Raw genomic sequence first — 17,586 nt, 5'->3', positions numbered from 1 at the left:
GGAATCTTAGAAGGAATTAACGGTTTGTGCCTGTCTCGGCACAAACCGAGACAGGAGTAATGTGGCCAAGCCCCGCGTTCACGAGCTCGCGAAAGAGCTCAATATCACCTCTAAAGAAGCGATCGCCAAGCTTCAAGACTTGGGCGAATTCGTTCGAGGTGCATCGTCCACGGTGGAACCCCCCGTGGTGAAGAAGTTGCGCGCCGCGTTCGCGGACCGCGCTCAAGGATCCGGTCAAGCCGACTCAGGCTCTCAGGATTCCGCATCGCCTCAGCCGGCTGCTCAGAAGTCGGAAGCCTCCAAGAAGGCTGCCTCGGAGAGCTCCGCCCCGAAGCCGGGTGCTAAGAGCGCACCGAAGCCGTCGCCCAAGGCACCGACACCCGGCCCCAGGCCGACGGCGACCCCCGCTACCGCGGGTAAGGCCGCCCCCAAGGCAGAGGCCAAGGCCGCCGAGCCCAAGAGCGAGACACCGGCGAAGGCGCCTGAGGCTCAGAAGCCCGCTGAATCCTCCAAGGCGAAAGCATCGACCTCATCGGACGCGCCGAAACCGGCGGGCAACGCGCCCAAGCCGGGAGCTACGCGTCCCGGAAATAACCCCTTTAGCTCGCAGCAGGGCATGAAGAACGAGGCGTCGCCGAAGCCCAGCGCTCCGACGCCCGGTCCCCGTCCTGCGGCCTCACGAGGAACCGCTCCCAAGCCGGGCGCTCCTCGCCCCGGCAACAACCCGTTCAGCTCCCAGCAGGGAATGCGCGGCAGTGCCCAGGGAGCCCGGCGGCGGTCCCGGCGGTAACAATGGTCCGCGCAGGGGAGGCCCCAGCGCGGGTGGTCCTCCGCGTGGCGGTGCCCGTGGACGCGGAAACGCCCAGGGTGCTTTCGGCCGCGGCAATTCGCGTCGCAAGCAGCGCAAGTCGAAGCAGGCGAAGCGTCACGAGTTGGAGCAGATGCAGGCACCGTCGGCCGGCGGCGTGGTTGTACCCCGCGGCAACGGCGACACCGTCGTCCGCATGCGACGGGGCGCTTCGCTCATGGACTTCGCCGAGAAGATCAACGCGAACCCGGCGGCACTCGTCACGGTGCTCATCCACCTGGGTGAGATGGCTACTCAGACGCAGTCCTTGGACGAGGAGACCTTCGAATTGCTCGGCGAAGAGCTGGGCTACAAGGTCCAGATCGTCTCGCCGGAAGACGAGGAGCGTGAGCTCTTCGAGTCCTTCGACATCAACCTCGAGGCCGAGCGTGAGGCCGAGACCGAAGAACAGCTCGAGGCTCGTCCTCCGGTAGTTACCGTTATGGGTCACGTCGATCACGGTAAGACCCGCTTGCTCGACGCGATCCGTCATACCAATGTGATCGAGGGCGAAGCCGGCGGCATCACCCAGCACATCGGTGCTTACCAGATCACGACGACCGTGGAGGGCGAAGATCGCCTGCTGACCTTCATCGACACCCCCGGCCACGAAGCGTTTACCGCGATGCGTGCCCGTGGTGCCAAGGTCACGGATATCGCCGTTTTGGTGGTTGCCGCCGACGACGGCGTCATGCCCCAGACGGTTGAGGCGCTGAACCACGCGCAGGCGGCCGATGTGCCGATCGTGGTTGCGGTCAACAAGATCGATAAGGAAGGCGCGAACGCGGATAAGGTCCGCGGTCAGCTGACCGAATACGGCCTGGTGCCGGAGGAATACGGCGGCGACACCATGTTCGTCGACGTCTCCGCTCGGCAGAACCTGAACATCGATGAGCTCCTGGAAGCCGTGTGCCTCACCGCCGACGGCGCCCTGGAACTCCAAGCGAACCCGGATAAGGAAGCCCGCGGCGTCGCCATCGAAGCGAACCTGGACAAGGGCCGTGGTGCGGTCTCGACCGTCTTGGTCCAGTCCGGTACCTTGCACGTCGGCGACTCGATCGTCGCAGGTGTGGCCCACGGCCGCGTGCGTGCGATGTTCGACGAGAACGGTCAGAACGTGGAGGAGGCAGGTCCGTCCCGCCCCGTGCAGGTTCTTGGCCTGTCGACGGTTCCGCGTGCAGGCGATACCTTCCTGTCCACTCAGGAAGAGCGCACCGCCCGTCAGATCGCTGAAAAGCGTGAAGCGGCGGACCGCAACGCCCAGCTGGCCAAACGCCGCAAGCGCGTCACGCTCGAGTCCTTCGACGAGGCCGTGGCCCAGGGCAAGATGGACACCCTCAACCTCATCATCAAGGGTGACGTTTCCGGTGCTGTCGAGGCCCTGGAAGATTCGTTGCTCAAGATCGAGGTCGGCGGCGACGAGGTCCAGTTGCGTGTCATCCACCGTGGTGTCGGCGCGATCACGCAGAACGACGTCAACTTGGCGACCGTGGACAACGCGATCATCATCGGCTTCAACGTTCGCCCCGCCGAGCGTGTGGCCGACCTGGCAGATCGCGAAGGCGTGGAGATGAAGTTCTACAGCGTCATCTACCAGGCCATCGACGAAGTCGAGCAGGCCCTCAAGGGCATGCTCAAGCCGGAATACGAGGAGGTCGAGCTGGGCTCGGCCGAGGTGCGCGAGGTGTTCCGCTCGTCCAAGTGGGGCAACATCGCGGGTTCGATTGTTCGCAGCGGCCTGATTCGTCGCAACGCGAAGGCGCGTCTGGTGCGCGACGGAAACGTCGTCTCGGACACGCTGTCGATCGAGTCGCTGCGTCGCTTCAAGGACGACGCGACCGAGGTCCGCGAAGGCTACGAGTGCGGTATTGGGCTCGGTGCCTTCAACGATGTCAAGGAAGGCGACATCATCGAGACCTGGGAGATGCGCGAGAAGCCTCGCGACTAATAACCGGGCAGTGTGAGTGAAGCTCACACCTCGTGACGCAACGAGCCGGTTTCCAGGGGTACCCTGGGAACCGGCTCGTTTTCACGAAAGCCACCCCTATATTTGCGTCGAAAACCGACGCAGCGACTTGAGGAGACAACATGGCTGATGCAGCCCGCGCGGCCCGCTTGGCGGACCGCATCAAGGTCATCGTGGCCCAGGCCCTCGAACGCCGAGTCAAGGATCCGCGGCTCGGATTCATCACCGTGACGGACGCACGGGTCACGAACGACCTGCAGCACGCGACCGTGTACTACACGGTGTACGGAACCGAGGACGAACAGGCAGGGACCCGCGCCGCACTCGAATCGGCCAAGGGGATCCTGCGCTCCGAGGTGGGCAAGAACATCACGGCACGCCTGACGCCGACGCTGACCTTTGTCCCCGACGAGGTTCCGGTCAACGCAAGCCACCTTGAGGGCATTCTCCGTGAGGCTCGGGCTCGAGACGCAGAACTCGCCGAAGCCGCGCGAGGCAAAACCTATGCCGGTGACGCTGATCCGTATAAGCGTGATGAGGAAGAAACCCCGCATACCGACGCCGCCCGGCAGGACCTCGACAGCCTGCGCAACGGATACGACCCCGTCGACGAAGATTTTGGTATCGAAGGGCAAGACCCTGACTCTGGTTCTCCGGCACCCAAGTCCGAAGAAGCCTCCGAGTAAGTGGCACGTCGGGGTAGCTCGCAGGACGGCCCGGCGGGTTTGATCGTCGTCGATAAGCCGCAGGGATTCACCAGTCACGACGTGGTGGGCAAGATGCGACGGATCGCCGGAACCCGCAGGGTCGGGCACGCGGGGACCCTCGATCCCATGGCGACCGGCGTCTTGATACTTGGTATTAATCAAGCCACCAAGCTGCTGACATGGGTCACGGGCGAGGGCAAAAGCTACGATGCGACGATTCGTCTCGGGCAGTCGACGGTCACCGATGACGCCGAAGGCGACGTCACTAACACCGCAGACGGGGCCACGGTGCGGGATCTTTCACGCTCGTCCGTGGAAGCTGCCGTGGGTGATTTGACCGGCGAGATCCGGCAGGTCCCGTCGGCCGTCTCCGCGATCAAGGTGAACGGTGTGCGCTCTTACGCCAGGGTTCGTTCCGGTGAGGACGTCCACCTAGAGGCCAGGCCGGTGACGATTCGCGCATTCGACATCCACGAGTGCCGTTCCGCCACCACCGATGAGGGCGCATCCGTGCTCGACGTCGATGTGTCGGTGACCTGTTCCTCGGGAACGTATATCCGGGCCTTGGCTCGGGATCTTGGGACGGCTCTCGGTGTTGGCGGACACCTGACCCGTCTACGCCGTACCTCTATCGGGGAAGTCCGCATCGACGACGCGTCGACTCTGGAACAGCTCGAAGCTGCTCGGGACTCCGGCCAGGACCTCCCGGTTCTACCGCTCACCGAAGCCGCTGCGCGTCTGTTCCGACGCCGGGAGCTTACGGCTGAGGAAGCCACGGCTCTCTCCAACGGTCGCTGGATTGAACCGACGGACGACCTTCTGGAGACGGGAGGCTCCTCGGGACCGAACGACATCGTCCCGGCGGAACAACTCGCCGCAGCTTACGCGCCCGATGGCACACTGGTGGCCCTCTGCCACAATCAGCTGAGAAGGGGCCGCTCAGTGGCTGTGCCCCACCTCGTCTTTGCTTCGGGGCAACGCTTCGAAACGACAATCGAGAGAGGATCCGACCAGTGATCGCCGGATATGACGTGTGGTTTTGGATCGCTGCGGTCCTCGGGACCCTGGCGGCCCTCATCTGCCTGATCCAGTTCTTCCGTGGGAAAGCACCGGATGACCTATCCCAAGGATCGGTGCTGATCCTCGAAGCCTTTCTGGTGGTCTACCTCATCGGTTCGATCGTGATGCAGGTGCTCACCGACGGCCCCTCGGGGGATGCCTGGGAATATTACGGATATTTGCTCACCGCAATGCTGATTCCGGCAGGCACCTTCATCTGGTCGCTCACGGAACGCACCCGCTGGTCCACCCTGATGTTGGCGGTCGCCGGTCCCATCATCGTCGTGATGGTTCAGCGGATGAACGTGCTCTGGTATTACTACTGAGGACGTCCGCGACGCCAACCCTCATCGATTCACAGAAAGACCGACACTCTTGAAGACTGACGACGAGACCACGGAGACCGCAGGTCCAACCGCGAAATCCAAAGGCCCGGGAATGATCCTGGTGGCCATTTATGCGGTATTTTCTCTGTCTGCCGGTGCCCGCGCGCTCTACCAGATCGTGGCGAAATTCGATGCCGCGCCCGTTTCTTTCATCCTCTCCGGGGTTGCGGCCGCGATCTACATTGTGGCGACCATTTCGCTGGCCCGTCGCGGGCTCAACTCATATTGGGCCGCGGTCTGGGCGATTGTCGTCGAGTTCCTGGGCGTGATCGCCGTGGGAATCTTTTCCCTGGTGCGCCCCGAACTGTTCCCGTTGGCATCCGTTTGGTCGCATTTCGGGGCCGGCTATGGTTACGTTCCGTTAGTCCTGCCGATCGTTGGTTTGCTCTGGTTGTACCGGAATCGACCGACAAAACGCGCGCACTAATCCCGAAGGGCGCCGCTCCGTTCTAGAGTGGAACTCAGAGAATTCATCGTCCGAGAAGGGAAATTACGATGACGACACCCCCGACGCCGGAAAACGGAGGAGCCGCGGGCCCCGGCCCGAAGTCCCCGAGCCCATGGTCGCGCCGCGAAGCCGAAGCACCCGCCGGCCAGCAACCTGCTGCGGAAGGTGCCGGCAGGCAACGGCCCTCCGAACCGACCCAGACGACGCATCAGAAGGCGAACCCCACGGTTGGTTCAGCGCCTGGGACGAAGCCTGCCGACGGATCAGCTCGTGGTCCGGCGGCCCAAAAGCCTTCGCAGGACTCCCGGAAGCGACAGAAGCCAGCACAAGGCAAGCCCGCCAGCAAGCAGCAAGATTGGGGTCTGTTCAGGACGGTCGTTGCTCTCTATGGTCTGCTCATTATTGCCTACGGCGTCTGGCAGATCGTGGCGGGAACCTCGTCCCTGCCCGGCGAAACCGACAAGTCCTCGGCGACTGTCGCCGCCTCCTACGGAGCATTGGCCGCCGTCCTGTGCGGTGTGGGGGCAGCGTTTGTGGCGATTGCGATCAAATTCAAATGGGCCAATGTCCTGTGGTTCGTCTGCCTCATGATCTTTATGGGCGGCATCGGCCGGATTCTGTCCTGGGCCATCTTTGGCCTACCGCATCCGTTGATGATCGTGATGATGGTGCTGGACCTCGTCATCCCGCCGTGCCTGTTGGTTTGGCATGCATGGGTCACCAAGGCCAACCGTATTCGCCGTGATCTCGCCCAAGGCGCGGCTCCAGCAAGCCAGACTCGGCCTGAGTCCAAGCGCGCTCGGCGTTCGTAGCACCTGCAGCCTGGCCGAGCGCCTTGCAGCAAAATCACAGTGAGGCCCCGACTCGATAACCGGGTTGGCTCATGTTTCAAGGAGATTTGTGGACTGTTTCAGGAGTCTGAGTGAGATTCCTCAGGGATACGGCGAAACGGCCGTGACCATTGGAAATTTCGACGGCGTCCACCGCGGCCACACCCGGGTGATCCGGACGGTCGTGGAGGAGGCCCGTGCTTCGGGCCTCAAGGCCGTCGCGATTTCCTTTGATCCACATCCCGCGCTCGTGCACCGACCGGATGTTCCGCACTATCCGATCATGGGCGAACGCGATAGTCGGGACCTCCTGGCGGAATTGGGGCTCGATGCCGTCGTCTTGTTGCCGTATTCTCTGGAATTTGCGCAGCAGACGCCGGAAGACTTTATCCGAGAAACGTTCGTCGAAGGGCTCTCGGCCAAGAAAGTCGTTATCGGTGCCGACGTCAGGTTCGGACGCAATAACGCCGGTGATCTCGAGACCATGCGTCACTTGGGCGAAACCCACGGGTTTAGCGTCGTCGTGGTAGACGATCTCTCCACCGACAACGTGTTGGACGGATTGAGCGTCGATGCCCCGCATCGTCGCTGCTCGTCGACGTGGATTCGCGAATTACTGGCCGAGGGCGACGTGCAGTCCGCCGCCACCCTTTTAGGCAGGTACCACCGCATGCGGGGGAAGGTGGTGCACGGTGCAGCTCGGGGCCGAGAATTGGGATTTCCGACGGCGAATATGGCCACGGACTCCGACGGTTTGGTCCCCGCAGACGGCGTCTACGCTGGATGGCTACACGACGACGGTGACTCACGCTGGCCGGTCGCGATTTCCGTGGGTTCCAACCCCACCTTCGACGGTGTTTCGCGTCAGGTCGAGGCGCACGTCATGGGCCGCCCCCAGGAGGCCGTGGAGGACTTCAACCTGTACGGTCATAACGTTCTCCTCGAATTCGTGGCCCGCCTCCGGCCGATGGTCGCATACGAAGGCATGGAAGCTTTAATTCGCCAGATGACGCAAGACGTCGACGACGCATGGGATGCTCTGGGCGGTCGTCCCGCGTAGATTCCCGGAACCGACGCCGAAGGACATCTCGGCCGAACAAACAGCACCCGAATACGACGATGCCCCGCGAGACCGTGGTCTCGCGGGGCATCGTCGTTTATGGCCGGGAACGCTCAGAATTCCTCGTGGGTCCGGGGATCGAAGTCCTTGTAGCCAATTCCGGTGTGCAAGAGTTTGATGGTGTCCATCTGCTCCGCGCTCAGCTCCCAGTCGAAAACATTGAGGTTTTCTTCCATGCGAGCCGGTGTGGAGGTCTTGGGAATCGGCACGATGTGGTTTTGCACCATCCAGCGCAGGACCACTTGTGCGGGCGTCACGCCGATGGTGTCTGCGATATCGCCGAGCTCCGGCATCTCCTCAAGATTCTTCATGCGGCCCAGGGGAGACCACGCCTGCGTCACGATCTTCTTCTGGGCGTGGTAGGCCCGAAGTTTTTCTTGCTGCTGACGGACCTGGAGCTCGATCTGATTGACCACGGGAATTTCGCTGGTTTCTTCGCCGAGGCGGTCGATGTGCTCCGGTAGGAAATTCGAGGTGCCGATGGACCGGATGAGCCCTTCTTCCTTCATGGCGATGAGGGCCTTCCACGACTCTACGTAGAGGTTCACCTGCGGATTCGGCCAATGGATGAGGTAGAGATCCAGGTATTCCAGGCCCATGACGCGCAGGGATTCCTTGACCGCGGCCACGGCCGAGTCGAAGCCGTGGTCTTTACCTGCGAGCTTGCTGGTCACAAAGATGTCCTCGCGGTCGACGCCGGAATTCGCGACCCCGCGGCCGACCCCTTCCTCATTGCCGTACTGGGCGGCGGTGTCGATGAGGCGGTGGCCCCGCATGATGGCTTCGGCGACGTTGTCCTCTGCCTCGGCGTTGGACATCGGGTACGTGCCGTAGCCGATCGCCGGGATGTTCCGGCCGTCGCGCATCGTATAGGTGATCATGGTCTATCTCCTCGAGTCAGGGGACGTTTCGGGTAGTGGTATCGCGCCATTACGGTCGACGTGACGTCACGGCGGTGCGGCGGATGGCCTCCAGGACGACGCGCGCGGATCGCGCGGCTACGACGTCGACGGCCATGTGGAAGTCTTGGTCGGCGGCCGGACCGCATAGGTCGGAAATTCCGCGCACCGAGAGGAAAGGGACGCCGTGACTGCCGCAGACCTGGGCGATCGAGGTGGTTTCCATGTCGGTGGACAGCGCTTCGGGAAATCTCTCGCGAGTGTCCTTGACGTTCGACTCCGTGACAAAAGAACCACCGGCCAACATCTGACCGACCAGATGCGATCCCTGTTCCGGCGTGACATCACGGGCGGCGTCCAAAAGGGCAGGGTCTGTTGAATAGTCCACGGGCATTCCCGGCACCTGGCCCCGCTCATATCCGAACGCCGTCGCATCTGCGTCCGTGAAGGTATAGGAGGTTCCAATAGCGACGTCGCCGACCTCAACGTCATGACGCAAGCCCCCGGCGCTACCCGCCGAGATGACGGCTCGCGGAGCGCACAGAGCGAGCGCGCTCGTCGCAGCGCTGGCAGCGTTGACCAAGCCGATGCCGGACCGTACAAGCAAGATGGCCCGGTCTTCGTGGAGCAACGGCGTGAATTGGGCTCGGCCAAAAACCACGGGATCGGCGAGGAGGGTGCCTTCGGCCAGGAACGGACGCGCTTCTTCGTCCATGGCCACCTGGACGACGACGCCTCCGGTGAGGCGATCGAGAATCTCGGCGGGGAAGGAGAGGGTCGCGGCGTCGCTCACGCGTAGACCTCGGACCATTCGTCGCGCTGGCGGAGAAAACCTCGGACGGCCTCTTGTGCGCCCGCCAGAGTGTGGTTGCTTCCCCAGCCGCACTGGGTCTCATTGGCCGCGGGAACTTCTTGGGCGTCCAAGATGTCGCGGAAGGACTCTTCCAAGACGGGGAAGAATTCGGCCGGCTCTAGGCCCAGGGTCAAAGCATAGAACCCGGTTTGGCAGCCCATGGGGGAGAAGTCGATGAGCGCGTCCGTGTGGTTGCGCATATGTTCGGCGGTGAGGTGCTCGATCGAGTGGACGGTCGGCATGTCCAGGTGCCCGGTGTTGGGCTGGGTGAAGCGCACGTCGTATTTGATGAGCGTGTCACCGCCGGGAAGCTCTTTGCGGTCCGCGATGCGCACATAGGGTGCCGCGACCTTAGTGTGGTCCAGATTGAAGGATTCGACGTTCATCTTCTGCATGTTCCAATTGTCGCGCAGAACTCTCCGCGGGAACAGACGGCGCGGATGCCGGACGTAACGTGTCTCAGGAATCGGCGTTGACGGGGGCCGCATGGCGATGGGCGGAATCTTCCGGCCAGATGGCGTCCAGAACTTCTTCCCGAGGAATATTCAAAATGGCGACGATTCGCATGAGGGAACGCAATTTGGGATTAGAGGGGCTCCGAGTCGCGCGATCGCTATAGCCATATTCCATTTGTTGATAGTGCTGCCGGGAAATGCCGGCCGCTATGGCGACCTTTTCTTGCGAGAAGCCGAGGTCTGCACGATAGCTCTGCAGGAGACTCCCCAACCGCTGCGCGGTTTCGCGGTCAAGAGAGTCGGAAGTCATTGCACCAGAATCGGTTTGGCCGTGGATCAGGTCTACCAAGTGCACTTTGCGAAACTTCGCTATCCTGTATTGCCAAGTGTACATTGCTCTATTTGGGGGAGGCAATGCCGGTGGATGGGTCCACGTTTTCAGGTAACCGTGGGTGGAATGATGTGGAGTTCGCCGAGGGGCCCGAAATCTATGGACTGATGTGGCCGGGGAAGTCCGAGGCCCGTCGACTGGCGGAGGCGCCCACGGCCGCGCGTTTGGTGACCATGGACGGGCGAGGGGCCCGGTGTGGACACACGACGATGATTGAAGGGGACAGCTTGGATGCGCTCAAGCTTCTGACCCGCACCCATGCGAGGGCCTTTGGGCTGATCTACCTCGACCCTCCCTACAATTGCGGCACGCGGGCGGACTATCGCGACGATTTTCGGCGTTCGCAAGCCAGTGAAAATTGTGCTGCGAATTCACTCGCCACAACGAGGGGTCGGCGAAGCGCGGGACGTCGTCACTCCTTGTGGTTGGACCTAATGTACGCACGACTTTGGGTGGCCCGGGAGCTCCTCCAGGAATCGGGTGTCGTGGCGATCTCGATCGACGACCATGAGGCACCGCGCCTCCGATTGCTCCTGGATGAAATTTTCGGGGAAGAGTGTTTCCAAGCCACGATCGTGTGGGAGCGAAAATACTCGCCGGCGAATGACTCCCGCGGATTCTCCACGGTGCACGAATACATTCTCGTGTACGCCAGGCCAGGCTTCCGGCCGGGTCTCTTGCCGCGCACGGAGCGCATGAACGCCGCGTATCGTCACGACGACGGCGATGGTCGGGGACGATACCGACCCAGCGATCTCTCCGTACGGACCTATCGGCCCACGCACGACTACCCCGTGATTAACCCGAAGACCGGGCGAGCTCATGTGCCGCCGCGCGGGAGATCCTGGTCCGTGTCCGCAGAAGCCATGGATGCGTTGATCGAGGAGGGGCGCGTCTACTGGGGAGTGGATCAAACCCACGGGCCTCAGCTCAAGCGTTATCTCTCCGAGGTGCAGCCGGGGGTGGTGCCGACGACGTGGTGGGCGCGCGAGGTGGCCGGACACACCCATGGGGCAAGGGCCGAATTGCGCGCGCTCTTCGGAACGACGGGTGTCTTCGATACCCCCAAACCGGTGGAGCTCATTCAGCGCTTGCTTCGCGTCGCTAGTGGACCCGACACTCTGGTGCTGGACTTCTTTGCCGGATCCGGGACAACGGCGCATGCCGTGATGCGGCAGAACGCGGAGGACGGGGGATGCCGCGGAGTCGTCCTGGTGCAGACCCCAGAGCCGATCGATCCAGGGCGCAAACCCGAGATTTCCGCCGAATACCCCACGATTGCCCATGTGATGCGGGAGCGCGTTCGGCGTTCGGCCAGCTCCGTCTCTCGCGAATTCCCGCATTGGGATCCGCCCGCCGTCACGTCTCTACGGGTGGAAAGCTATCCTGGGTAGCTAGTGGCGAACGGTCAGGTCAGTGCGTTATACCGGAATTAAGTAACTCATCGACGGAAAGGTCCACCATGTCCACTGCAGCACCCACCCTCTTTTCGACCGCCGGTCTCATCGGAGGCTACGGGGTAGCCAGGGCCACCGGTAATCGACCGCTCGGTGGGGCTGTGCTGGCCGCGGCCGGAGTAGCCGCTTTCCGCGGATGGCAGAAAAACGCCGGTACCGGGATGGCCGCAGCCTTGACCGGCGTCTACGTTCTGTCCTTCGGCCTTTCTCATCCCCTCGCCAAAAAGCTGGGGGCCTGGCCTAGCGTTTTTACCGTGACGGCGGCGACCGGGGCGGCCTCGGCGATTTTGGGTCGGGATCTTGGAGTGAAGGTTTCCGGGCGCGATAAGGCATGACCCCCGCCGACCCCGCAACACCTCAGGCCGATACGCACTGGGATCCACGGCGCTATCGGACGTTTGGCGATGAACGTTCCCGCCCGCTCGTGGACTTGCTCGGTCGGGTTCCGGTCGAACAGGTGAACGACGTCGTTGACCTGGGGTGTGGCCCGGGAACGGACACACCGGTGATTCGGGAGCGGTGGCCAGGGGCAATGGTGCATGGCGTGGACAGTAGCCACGAAATGATCGAGGCGGCTCGTCGAGGAGCCGATCCTCACACGGAGTATCGTCAGGTCGACGTCAGGCAGTGGCTTGCAGAAACGCAATCGACCGGTCTCGGCGAACGGCCTCAGGTCATTGTGTCGAATGCGATGTTTCAGTGGGTCGACGGGCATCGCGAGTTGCTGCCGGAGATCGCCGACATGGTGGCTCCCGGTGGGGCCTTCGCCTTTCAAGTTCCGGGCAACTTTGATGCCCCGTCGCACGTTCTTCTACGAGAAATCGCCTCTCGACCGGAGTACGCGCGGCACATCACGGAAAAATTGCGGGACACCGTGATTGGTGCCGAGGAATACCTCGGTGACCTTTCGCGCCCTGGGTGGTCGGTCGATGCCTGGGAAACGACCTACATGCATGTTCTTCAGGGCGAAAATCCAGTCTACGAGTGGATTTCCTCTACTGGGGCGCGTCCCGTGCTCCACCCCCTGCCGGCGGCGGAACAGCAGAAATTTATCGCGGAATATCAGGCAGCCCTTCGCGAGGCTTACCCGGTGGCCGAATTCGGGACTGTCCTACCTTTCCGGCGCATCTTCGTGGTCGCCACGCGAAGTGCCGGTGCATGAGTTCTTCCGCGTCTCACTCATCAGCATGTGAGACATTATCTTCAACCATCACACATCAACAGACGACGAAAGAGGCATCATGACCACGGGCGTCACCGAATTTACTCCCCAGCTTTCCCGCAATTTTGCGGATACCGAAGATTCCCCGGTGAGGGCGTTGCTGGATCTGGTGAGCCGCCCGGGAGTTATTTCTTTCGCGGGTGGTATTCCCGACGCCACGTATTTCGATGTCGACGCCATTCGTGACGCATACCGTGCCAGCTTGGAGCGACCCGATCGGTCGCTTCAGTATTCCTCGAGCGAGGGTGAACTCGAGCTGCGTGAAATCCTGGCGGCACGGCTCACCGACGAAGGAGTTCCGACGAGCTCGGACGACCTTTTGGTGACGACCGGCTCGCAGCAGGGGTTAACCCTCATGGGTCAGGTCATGATCGATCCCGGCGACGTGATTTTGGTTGAGGACCCCACGTATCTCGCGGCTTTGCAGACGTTCGGCCTCTCCGGCGCGCGATTCGTTGCCGTGGAATGCGACGACGAAGGAATGCTTCCCGACCACCTCGAATCGGCGATCGCGGAGCACGTACCGAAGCTCGTGTACCTGATTCCCAGTTACCAGAACCCGAGCGGCCGGACGATGACGATTTCGCGCCGTCGCGCCGTGGCCGACGTGTTGCGCGCCACCGGAACTATGCTCATCGAAGACGATCCCTATTCGAGCCTCCGCTATTCGGGTGAGGCACTCGATCCCATCTGCGCTTTCGAGGGCATGGCCGAACAAACGGTTCTTCTCCAGACCCTCTCCAAATCGGTGGCGCCTGGGATCCGGCTCGGGTGGGCACGTGTGCCCTCAGCGATTCGGGACGCCTTGATTGTGGCCAAGCAGGCCATCGACCTCCACAGCTCGACCGTCGACCAGTACGCGGCCGCCCATTTCCTGGCTCATCCCGAGAATCATCGTTCCGATGAGGAAAAACTGCGGGTCTACGGGCAGCGGTGCCACGCTTTGGCTCGCGAGCTTCCGCGGGCCTTGCCGGAAGGTTCCCGAGTCACGACGCCGCTCGGCGGGATGTTCCTTTGGGCGGAATTGCCGGAGGCCTACGATACCGATGCCCTCTTGCCGTATGCGATGCGTGAAGGCGTCGGTTTTGTGCCGGGGAGCTCATTCCACGTGGACACCAGCATTCGGAATACGATGCGGCTGTCCTTCGTGACCAATGCGGAGGACGACATCGTCGAGGGCGTGAATCGACTCCAGCGGGCAGTTGCCGCGTATGAAGCCGAGCGGAACCTGAAGTAATCGGGATTTCCGATCGGGCCGATCCCCACCTGGAAGAGATTCAGAGAGATTGATCGAGGGCGACTCTGCGGGAGCGCGGAGAACTCACCGTGGGGTCGCCCGGAATCCAGTACCTCAGGGGAGCGTCGGCGTTCTTGCTAATGCCAATTCGGCGTCCGCGAACCACCTCAACCGGGCCCTGGCGTTCTTCGATCCAGAATCCGTCCTCGTCGGCGACCGAGAGGCCGGAACGGTCTGGTGAAGAACCGTGGTGAACGCGGGAGCCGTCGTCGGACAGGCTCAGGCCCAGGGCTGCGCCGAGGTTCCCAGGCCCCCGAGCCAACCCAGCGTCTGGTGCGTGGGGGCCGCGGCGGGCACGAACCGTGTCGAGCCCTGACACCACTTCGCCACCTCGCATCAAACAACCGGTGGCGGTGCCGTCAGGGGAGCATACGAGGTTTCCCGCGCGGTGTATCCCATAGGAGGCGTACACGTACAGGCAGCTTGGCGGACCAAACATCGTGCGGCACCGCGGGGTTGGTCCCTTATGTGCGTGGGAGGCCGGGTCGATCTCGCCGAGGTACGCTTCGACTTCCGTCAATCGGATGGCGACGTCGCCACGATGGAGGATTGCACCCAACAGAAGCGGGGCGACCACGTCGGCGGGCTGCGAGAAATCGATCATGTCAGCCATCGTCGCACGATAAGGTCACACGTCTCACATCGATGGGCCGCTGCAGCCTTCCGGGAATGGGCCGCCATCAGTTAGACTGTTCGATACGTCTGGCTGCAGTCCGTGGTTGCCAGACCTCCCTCGCATCGTGATCCTCGATGGGCATTGCCACATCGGGACTGTCCGCGATGCAGGGGATCCCGGCGGTATACACCGTATCGGGCGGTTCACGGCACTAACTCTAGGAGTTATTCAGTGGCATTGGATCCCGCTGTCAAGCAGGAAATCATCAAAGAGTACGCGACCAGCGAAGGCGACACCGGTTCGCCCGAGGTTCAGGTCGCCGTTCTGACTCGTCGCATCAGCGATCTGACGGAACACCTCAAGTCCCACAAGCATGACCACCACTCGCGTCGTGGTCTCATGATCCTGGTGGGTCGCCGTCGCAACATGCTCGGCTACCTGCGCCGGATCGACATCGAGCGTTACCGTACGCTGATTCAGCGCCTCGGCCTGCGCCGATAGTAACGACGTTTGCGAGCGGCGGTGCTGCTTTCAAGACCTGAGCGTTCTTTCATGGAACACTAGGGACTGAAGGCGGCACCGCCGTCTTGTTAAATAACGGCACGAATACCGTGCCGCGAACCCGCCGGGGAGGAACCTCGGGGGTTCGGAAGAAGAACAGCGTGGGCCCCGGCCCTAACCCACGGTCCTCGGTAGTGGCTTCCGGATGGTGAATCATCCGTGAGCCTCGATCGAAGACCGAGTCGGGGAGGGCCCACGCGACCTAAGAAGAAATGGAGGTGACCCTTGGAGGGTCCCGAGATTCAGTACGCAGAAGCCATCATCGACAATGGCAAGTTCGGTCAGCGCACCGTACGTTTTGAAACGGGCCGTTTGGCCCAGCAGGCCGCGGGTTCGACGCTCGTGTCCATCGACGAGGACACCACGATGCTGTCCGCGACCGCCGTCGGCAAGCACCCGCGTGAAGGATTCGACTTCTTCCCGCTGACCGTGGACGTCGAAGAGCGGATGTACGCCGCCGGCCGCATCCCCGGTTCGTTCTTCCGCCGTGAAGGACGCCCCTCGACGGACGCGATCCTCGCGTGCCGTCTCATCGACCGCCCGTTGCGCCCGGCCTTCGGCAAGGGCATTCGCAATGAAGTGCAGGTCGTCGTCACGGTTCTGACCATCGATCCGGACGAAATTTACAACACCGTGGCCATCAACGCCGCGTCAATGTCTACCACCCTGTCCGGCATTCCTTTCCAGGGACCGGTCGGCGGCGTGCGCATTGCCCTCATCGACGGTCAGTGGGTCGCCTTCCCCAAGCATTCCCAGCTCGAAAACGCCGTCTTCGACATGGCCGTCGCCGGCCGTGTCGTGACCAAATCTGATGGCACGGAAGACGTCGCGATCATGATGGTTGAGGCGGAAGCCACCGACGACTCCTGGGAATTGATTCAGTCCGGCGCTACTGCACCCACCGAGGACGTCGTGGCCGAGGGACTCGAGGCCGCCAAGCCCTTCATTAAGGCACTGTGCGACGCTCAGTCGGACCTGGCTCAGCGTGCAGGCAAGCCTGCCATGGAGATCGAGCGCTTCGGCGGATACGGCGACGACGTCGCCGAAGCCGTTGAGTCGAAATTCGGCCAGAAGGTCAAGGACGTTTACTCCATCGGTGGCAAGCAGGAACGCGAGATCGCTTCGGAGAACCTCCAGAAGGAGATCGCGGACGCGCTCGCCGGCGAAGGCCAGCAGTTTGAGGGTCGCCTCGACGAGGTCAACGGTGCGTTCAACGCCCTAACCAAGAAGACCGTGCGCCAGCGCATCTTGACGGATCAGATTCGCATCGATGGGCGTGGGCTCACCGACATCCGTCGACTCTCCGCTGAGGTCGATGTCTTGCCGCGTGTTCACGGTTCGGCGATCTTCGAACGTGGAGAAACCCAGATCATGGGTGTCACCACGCTCAATATGCTCAAGTTGGAGCAGCAGATCGATTCGCTCTCCCCGGTCAAGTCGAAGCGGTACATCCACCACTACAACTTCCCGCCGTACTCCACGGGTGAAACCGGTCGCGTCGGCTCGCCGAAGCGCCGCGAGATCGGCCACGGTGCTCTCGCCGAGCGTGCCCTGACCCCGGTCCTGCCCTCGCGCGAAGAGTTCCCCTACGCGATCCGCCAGGTGTCCGAGGCTCTCGGTTCCAACGGTTCGACGTCGATGGGCTCCGTCTGCGCCTCGACCCTCTCGCTGTACAACGCCGGTGTGCCTCTGCGCGCGCCGGTCGCAGGCATCGCGATGGGCCTCGTTTCGGATGAGGTCGACGGCGAAACCCGTTACGCCGCGTTGACCGATATCCTCGGCGCCGAGGACGCCCTGGGCGACATGGACTTCAAGGTCGCCGGCACGTCCGAGTTCGTCACGGCAATTCAGCTGGATACCAAGCTCGACGGCATCCCCGCCGCCGTGCTCGGCTCCGCCCTGAAGCAGGCCCGTGAGGCTCGCCTGCACATCCTGAGCGTGCTCACCTCGGTGATCGACGCCCCGGATGAGATGAGCGAATTTGCTCCCCGCATCATCACCGTGAACGTTCCGGTGGCCAAGATCGGCGAGGTCATCGGGCCGAAGGGCAAGATGATCAACCAGATCCAGGAAGACACCGGCGCGGATATCTCGATCGAGGATGACGGCACCGTGTTCATCGGCGCCGTCGACGGACCCTCGGCAGAAGCCGCACGGTCCGCCATCAACGCCATCGCGAACCCTCAGGTTCCCGAGGTGGGCGAGCGCTACTTGGGCACAGTCGTGAAGACGACGACCTTCGGCGCCTTCGTTTCGTTGACTCCGGGCAAGGATGGTCTGTTGCACATCTCGGAGCTCCGCAAGCTCAACGATGGCAACCGTGTGAACGACGTCGAAGACGTCGTCGGAGTGGGCCAGAAGGTCCAGGTCGAAATCACCAAGGTTGATGACCGCGGAAAGCTCTCGCTTGCCCCGGTAGTTGCCGAGGATGAGGCCAACTCCGAAGCCGCCGACGAGGCGTAACGCGTTGAG

General features: G+C 62.5%; 17 protein-coding genes and 1 pseudogene. 13 read left to right on the top strand and 5 right to left on the bottom strand.

The genetic code is table 11. The features are described from left to right. The first annotated feature begins 61 nt into the window (after positions 1-61). The 7 genes and pseudogenes from infB (at position 62) to B9Y51_RS01850 (ending at position 7,303) form a co-directional block, all read left to right on the top strand. Positions 62-2,795: pseudogene (infB, locus tag B9Y51_RS01880) on the top strand (translation initiation factor IF-2). Between the two features lie 140 nt (positions 2,796-2,935). Next, on the top strand, positions 2,936-3,499 hold the full coding sequence (gene rbfA, locus B9Y51_RS01875; protein ID WP_082156658.1) for a 30S ribosome-binding factor RbfA: 564 nt from the start codon (positions 2,936-2,938) through the stop codon (positions 3,497-3,499). After that, the gene (gene truB, locus B9Y51_RS01870) at positions 3,500-4,537 is read left to right on the top strand and encodes a tRNA pseudouridine(55) synthase TruB (RefSeq protein ID WP_085528604.1); all 1,038 of its coding nucleotides are present in this window, start codon (positions 3,500-3,502) and stop codon (positions 4,535-4,537) included. Beyond that, a complete protein-coding gene (locus B9Y51_RS01865) occupies positions 4,534-4,905 on the top strand; it encodes a hypothetical protein (protein WP_048679213.1) in 372 nt (123 codons plus the stop codon). Before truB ends, B9Y51_RS01865 begins: the two co-directional genes overlap by 4 nt. Positions 4,906-4,954: 49 nt before the next feature. After that, positions 4,955-5,392 (top strand): hypothetical protein, encoded by a 438-nt coding sequence (locus B9Y51_RS01860; protein WP_245826020.1) that lies wholly within the window; start codon positions 4,955-4,957, stop codon positions 5,390-5,392. 68 nt (positions 5,393-5,460) lie between these two features. Beyond that, positions 5,461-6,225, top strand: coding sequence for a DUF4345 domain-containing protein (locus tag B9Y51_RS01855; RefSeq protein WP_085528603.1), 765 nt, complete (start codon positions 5,461-5,463; stop codon positions 6,223-6,225). An 88-nt stretch (positions 6,226-6,313) separates the two neighbouring features. Next, a complete protein-coding gene (locus B9Y51_RS01850; RefSeq protein WP_085528602.1) occupies positions 6,314-7,303 on the top strand; it encodes a bifunctional riboflavin kinase/FAD synthetase in 990 nt (329 codons plus the stop codon). Positions 7,304-7,416: 113 nt separating this feature from the next. Here B9Y51_RS01850 and B9Y51_RS01845 read toward each other — a convergent pair whose 3' ends face one another. The 4 genes from B9Y51_RS01845 to B9Y51_RS01830 all read right to left on the bottom strand — a co-directional run bounded on the left by B9Y51_RS01845 (position 7,417) and on the right by B9Y51_RS01830 (position 9,880). Then, positions 7,417-8,244, bottom strand: a complete 828-nt coding sequence (locus tag B9Y51_RS01845) for an aldo/keto reductase (protein WP_048679207.1) — start codon at positions 8,242-8,244, stop codon at positions 7,417-7,419. A gap of 49 nt (positions 8,245-8,293) precedes the next feature. Next, entirely contained in the window at positions 8,294-9,055 is a 762-nt protein-coding gene (gene mtnN / locus B9Y51_RS01840; RefSeq protein ID WP_245826019.1) for a 5'-methylthioadenosine/S-adenosylhomocysteine nucleosidase, read from the bottom strand. Further along, positions 9,052-9,510 carry an S-ribosylhomocysteine lyase gene (locus B9Y51_RS01835; RefSeq protein WP_085528600.1) on the bottom strand — a complete coding sequence of 153 codons (459 nt, stop codon included), beginning with the start codon at positions 9,508-9,510 and terminating at the stop codon, positions 9,052-9,054. The genes mtnN and B9Y51_RS01835 overlap by 4 nt, the downstream gene beginning before the upstream one ends. A gap of 64 nt (positions 9,511-9,574) precedes the next feature. Further along, positions 9,575-9,880 (bottom strand): helix-turn-helix transcriptional regulator, encoded by a 306-nt coding sequence (locus tag B9Y51_RS01830; RefSeq protein WP_065424239.1) that lies wholly within the window; start codon positions 9,878-9,880, stop codon positions 9,575-9,577. A gap of 152 nt (positions 9,881-10,032) precedes the next feature. Between B9Y51_RS01830 and B9Y51_RS01825 the strand changes: the two genes are divergently transcribed. From B9Y51_RS01825 to B9Y51_RS01810, 4 genes are all read left to right on the top strand, one after another. Continuing rightward, on the top strand, positions 10,033-11,355 hold the full coding sequence (locus tag B9Y51_RS01825) for a site-specific DNA-methyltransferase (protein ID WP_158088230.1): 1,323 nt from the start codon (positions 10,033-10,035) through the stop codon (positions 11,353-11,355). Between the two features lie 68 nt (positions 11,356-11,423). Beyond that, positions 11,424-11,753, top strand: coding sequence for a hypothetical protein (locus tag B9Y51_RS01820; protein ID WP_085528598.1), 330 nt, complete (start codon positions 11,424-11,426; stop codon positions 11,751-11,753). After that, a complete protein-coding gene (locus B9Y51_RS01815; protein WP_085528597.1) occupies positions 11,750-12,580 on the top strand; it encodes a methyltransferase domain-containing protein in 831 nt (276 codons plus the stop codon). Before B9Y51_RS01820 ends, B9Y51_RS01815 begins: the two co-directional genes overlap by 4 nt. A 79-nt stretch (positions 12,581-12,659) precedes the next feature. After that, positions 12,660-13,877, top strand: a complete 1,218-nt coding sequence (locus tag B9Y51_RS01810; RefSeq protein ID WP_085528596.1) for an aminotransferase-like domain-containing protein — start codon at positions 12,660-12,662, stop codon at positions 13,875-13,877. 40 nt (positions 13,878-13,917) lie between these two features. Here the strand turns inward: B9Y51_RS01810 and B9Y51_RS01805 are convergent, their stop codons facing one another. Continuing rightward, positions 13,918-14,550, bottom strand: coding sequence for a DNA-3-methyladenine glycosylase (locus tag B9Y51_RS01805; RefSeq protein WP_218189194.1), 633 nt, complete (start codon positions 14,548-14,550; stop codon positions 13,918-13,920). Positions 14,551-14,784: 234 nt separating this feature from the next. Between B9Y51_RS01805 and rpsO the strand changes: the two genes are divergently transcribed. Beyond that, positions 14,785-15,054 (top strand): 30S ribosomal protein S15, encoded by a 270-nt coding sequence (gene rpsO, locus B9Y51_RS01800; protein ID WP_030016054.1) that lies wholly within the window; start codon positions 14,785-14,787, stop codon positions 15,052-15,054. A 285-nt stretch (positions 15,055-15,339) separates the two neighbouring features. Beyond that, positions 15,340-17,577, top strand: a complete 2,238-nt coding sequence (locus tag B9Y51_RS01795) for a polyribonucleotide nucleotidyltransferase (protein ID WP_048679177.1) — start codon at positions 15,340-15,342, stop codon at positions 17,575-17,577. Positions 17,578-17,586 lie beyond the last annotated feature (9 nt).

This window comes from Kocuria massiliensis (genome assembly GCF_900169715.1).
In the GTDB taxonomy this organism is placed as follows: domain Bacteria; phylum Actinomycetota; class Actinomycetes; order Actinomycetales; family Micrococcaceae; genus Rothia; species Rothia massiliensis.
The sequence above is the reverse complement of the archived record's forward strand: the minus strand, read 5'-3'. Positions and strand labels throughout refer to the sequence as shown.

Coding starts and splice junctions, on each gene's coding strand:
- B9Y51_RS01835 (WP_085528600.1), bottom strand. CDS start 9,510: ATGCAGAAGATGAACGTCGAATCCTTCAATCTGGACCACACTAAGGTC.
- B9Y51_RS01815 (WP_085528597.1), top strand. CDS start 11,750: ATGACCCCCGCCGACCCCGCAACACCTCAGGCCGATACGCACTGGGAT.
- B9Y51_RS01810 (WP_085528596.1), top strand. CDS start 12,660: ATGACCACGGGCGTCACCGAATTTACTCCCCAGCTTTCCCGCAATTTT.
- rbfA (WP_082156658.1), top strand. CDS start 2,936: ATGGCTGATGCAGCCCGCGCGGCCCGCTTGGCGGACCGCATCAAGGTC.
- B9Y51_RS01845 (WP_048679207.1), bottom strand. CDS start 8,244: ATGATCACCTATACGATGCGCGACGGCCGGAACATCCCGGCGATCGGC.
- B9Y51_RS01805 (WP_218189194.1), bottom strand. CDS start 14,550: ATGGCTGACATGATCGATTTCTCGCAGCCCGCCGACGTGGTCGCCCCG.
- B9Y51_RS01855 (WP_085528603.1), top strand. CDS start 5,461: ATGACGACACCCCCGACGCCGGAAAACGGAGGAGCCGCGGGCCCCGGC.
- B9Y51_RS01820 (WP_085528598.1), top strand. CDS start 11,424: ATGTCCACTGCAGCACCCACCCTCTTTTCGACCGCCGGTCTCATCGGA.
- B9Y51_RS01830 (WP_065424239.1), bottom strand. CDS start 9,880: ATGACTTCCGACTCTCTTGACCGCGAAACCGCGCAGCGGTTGGGGAGT.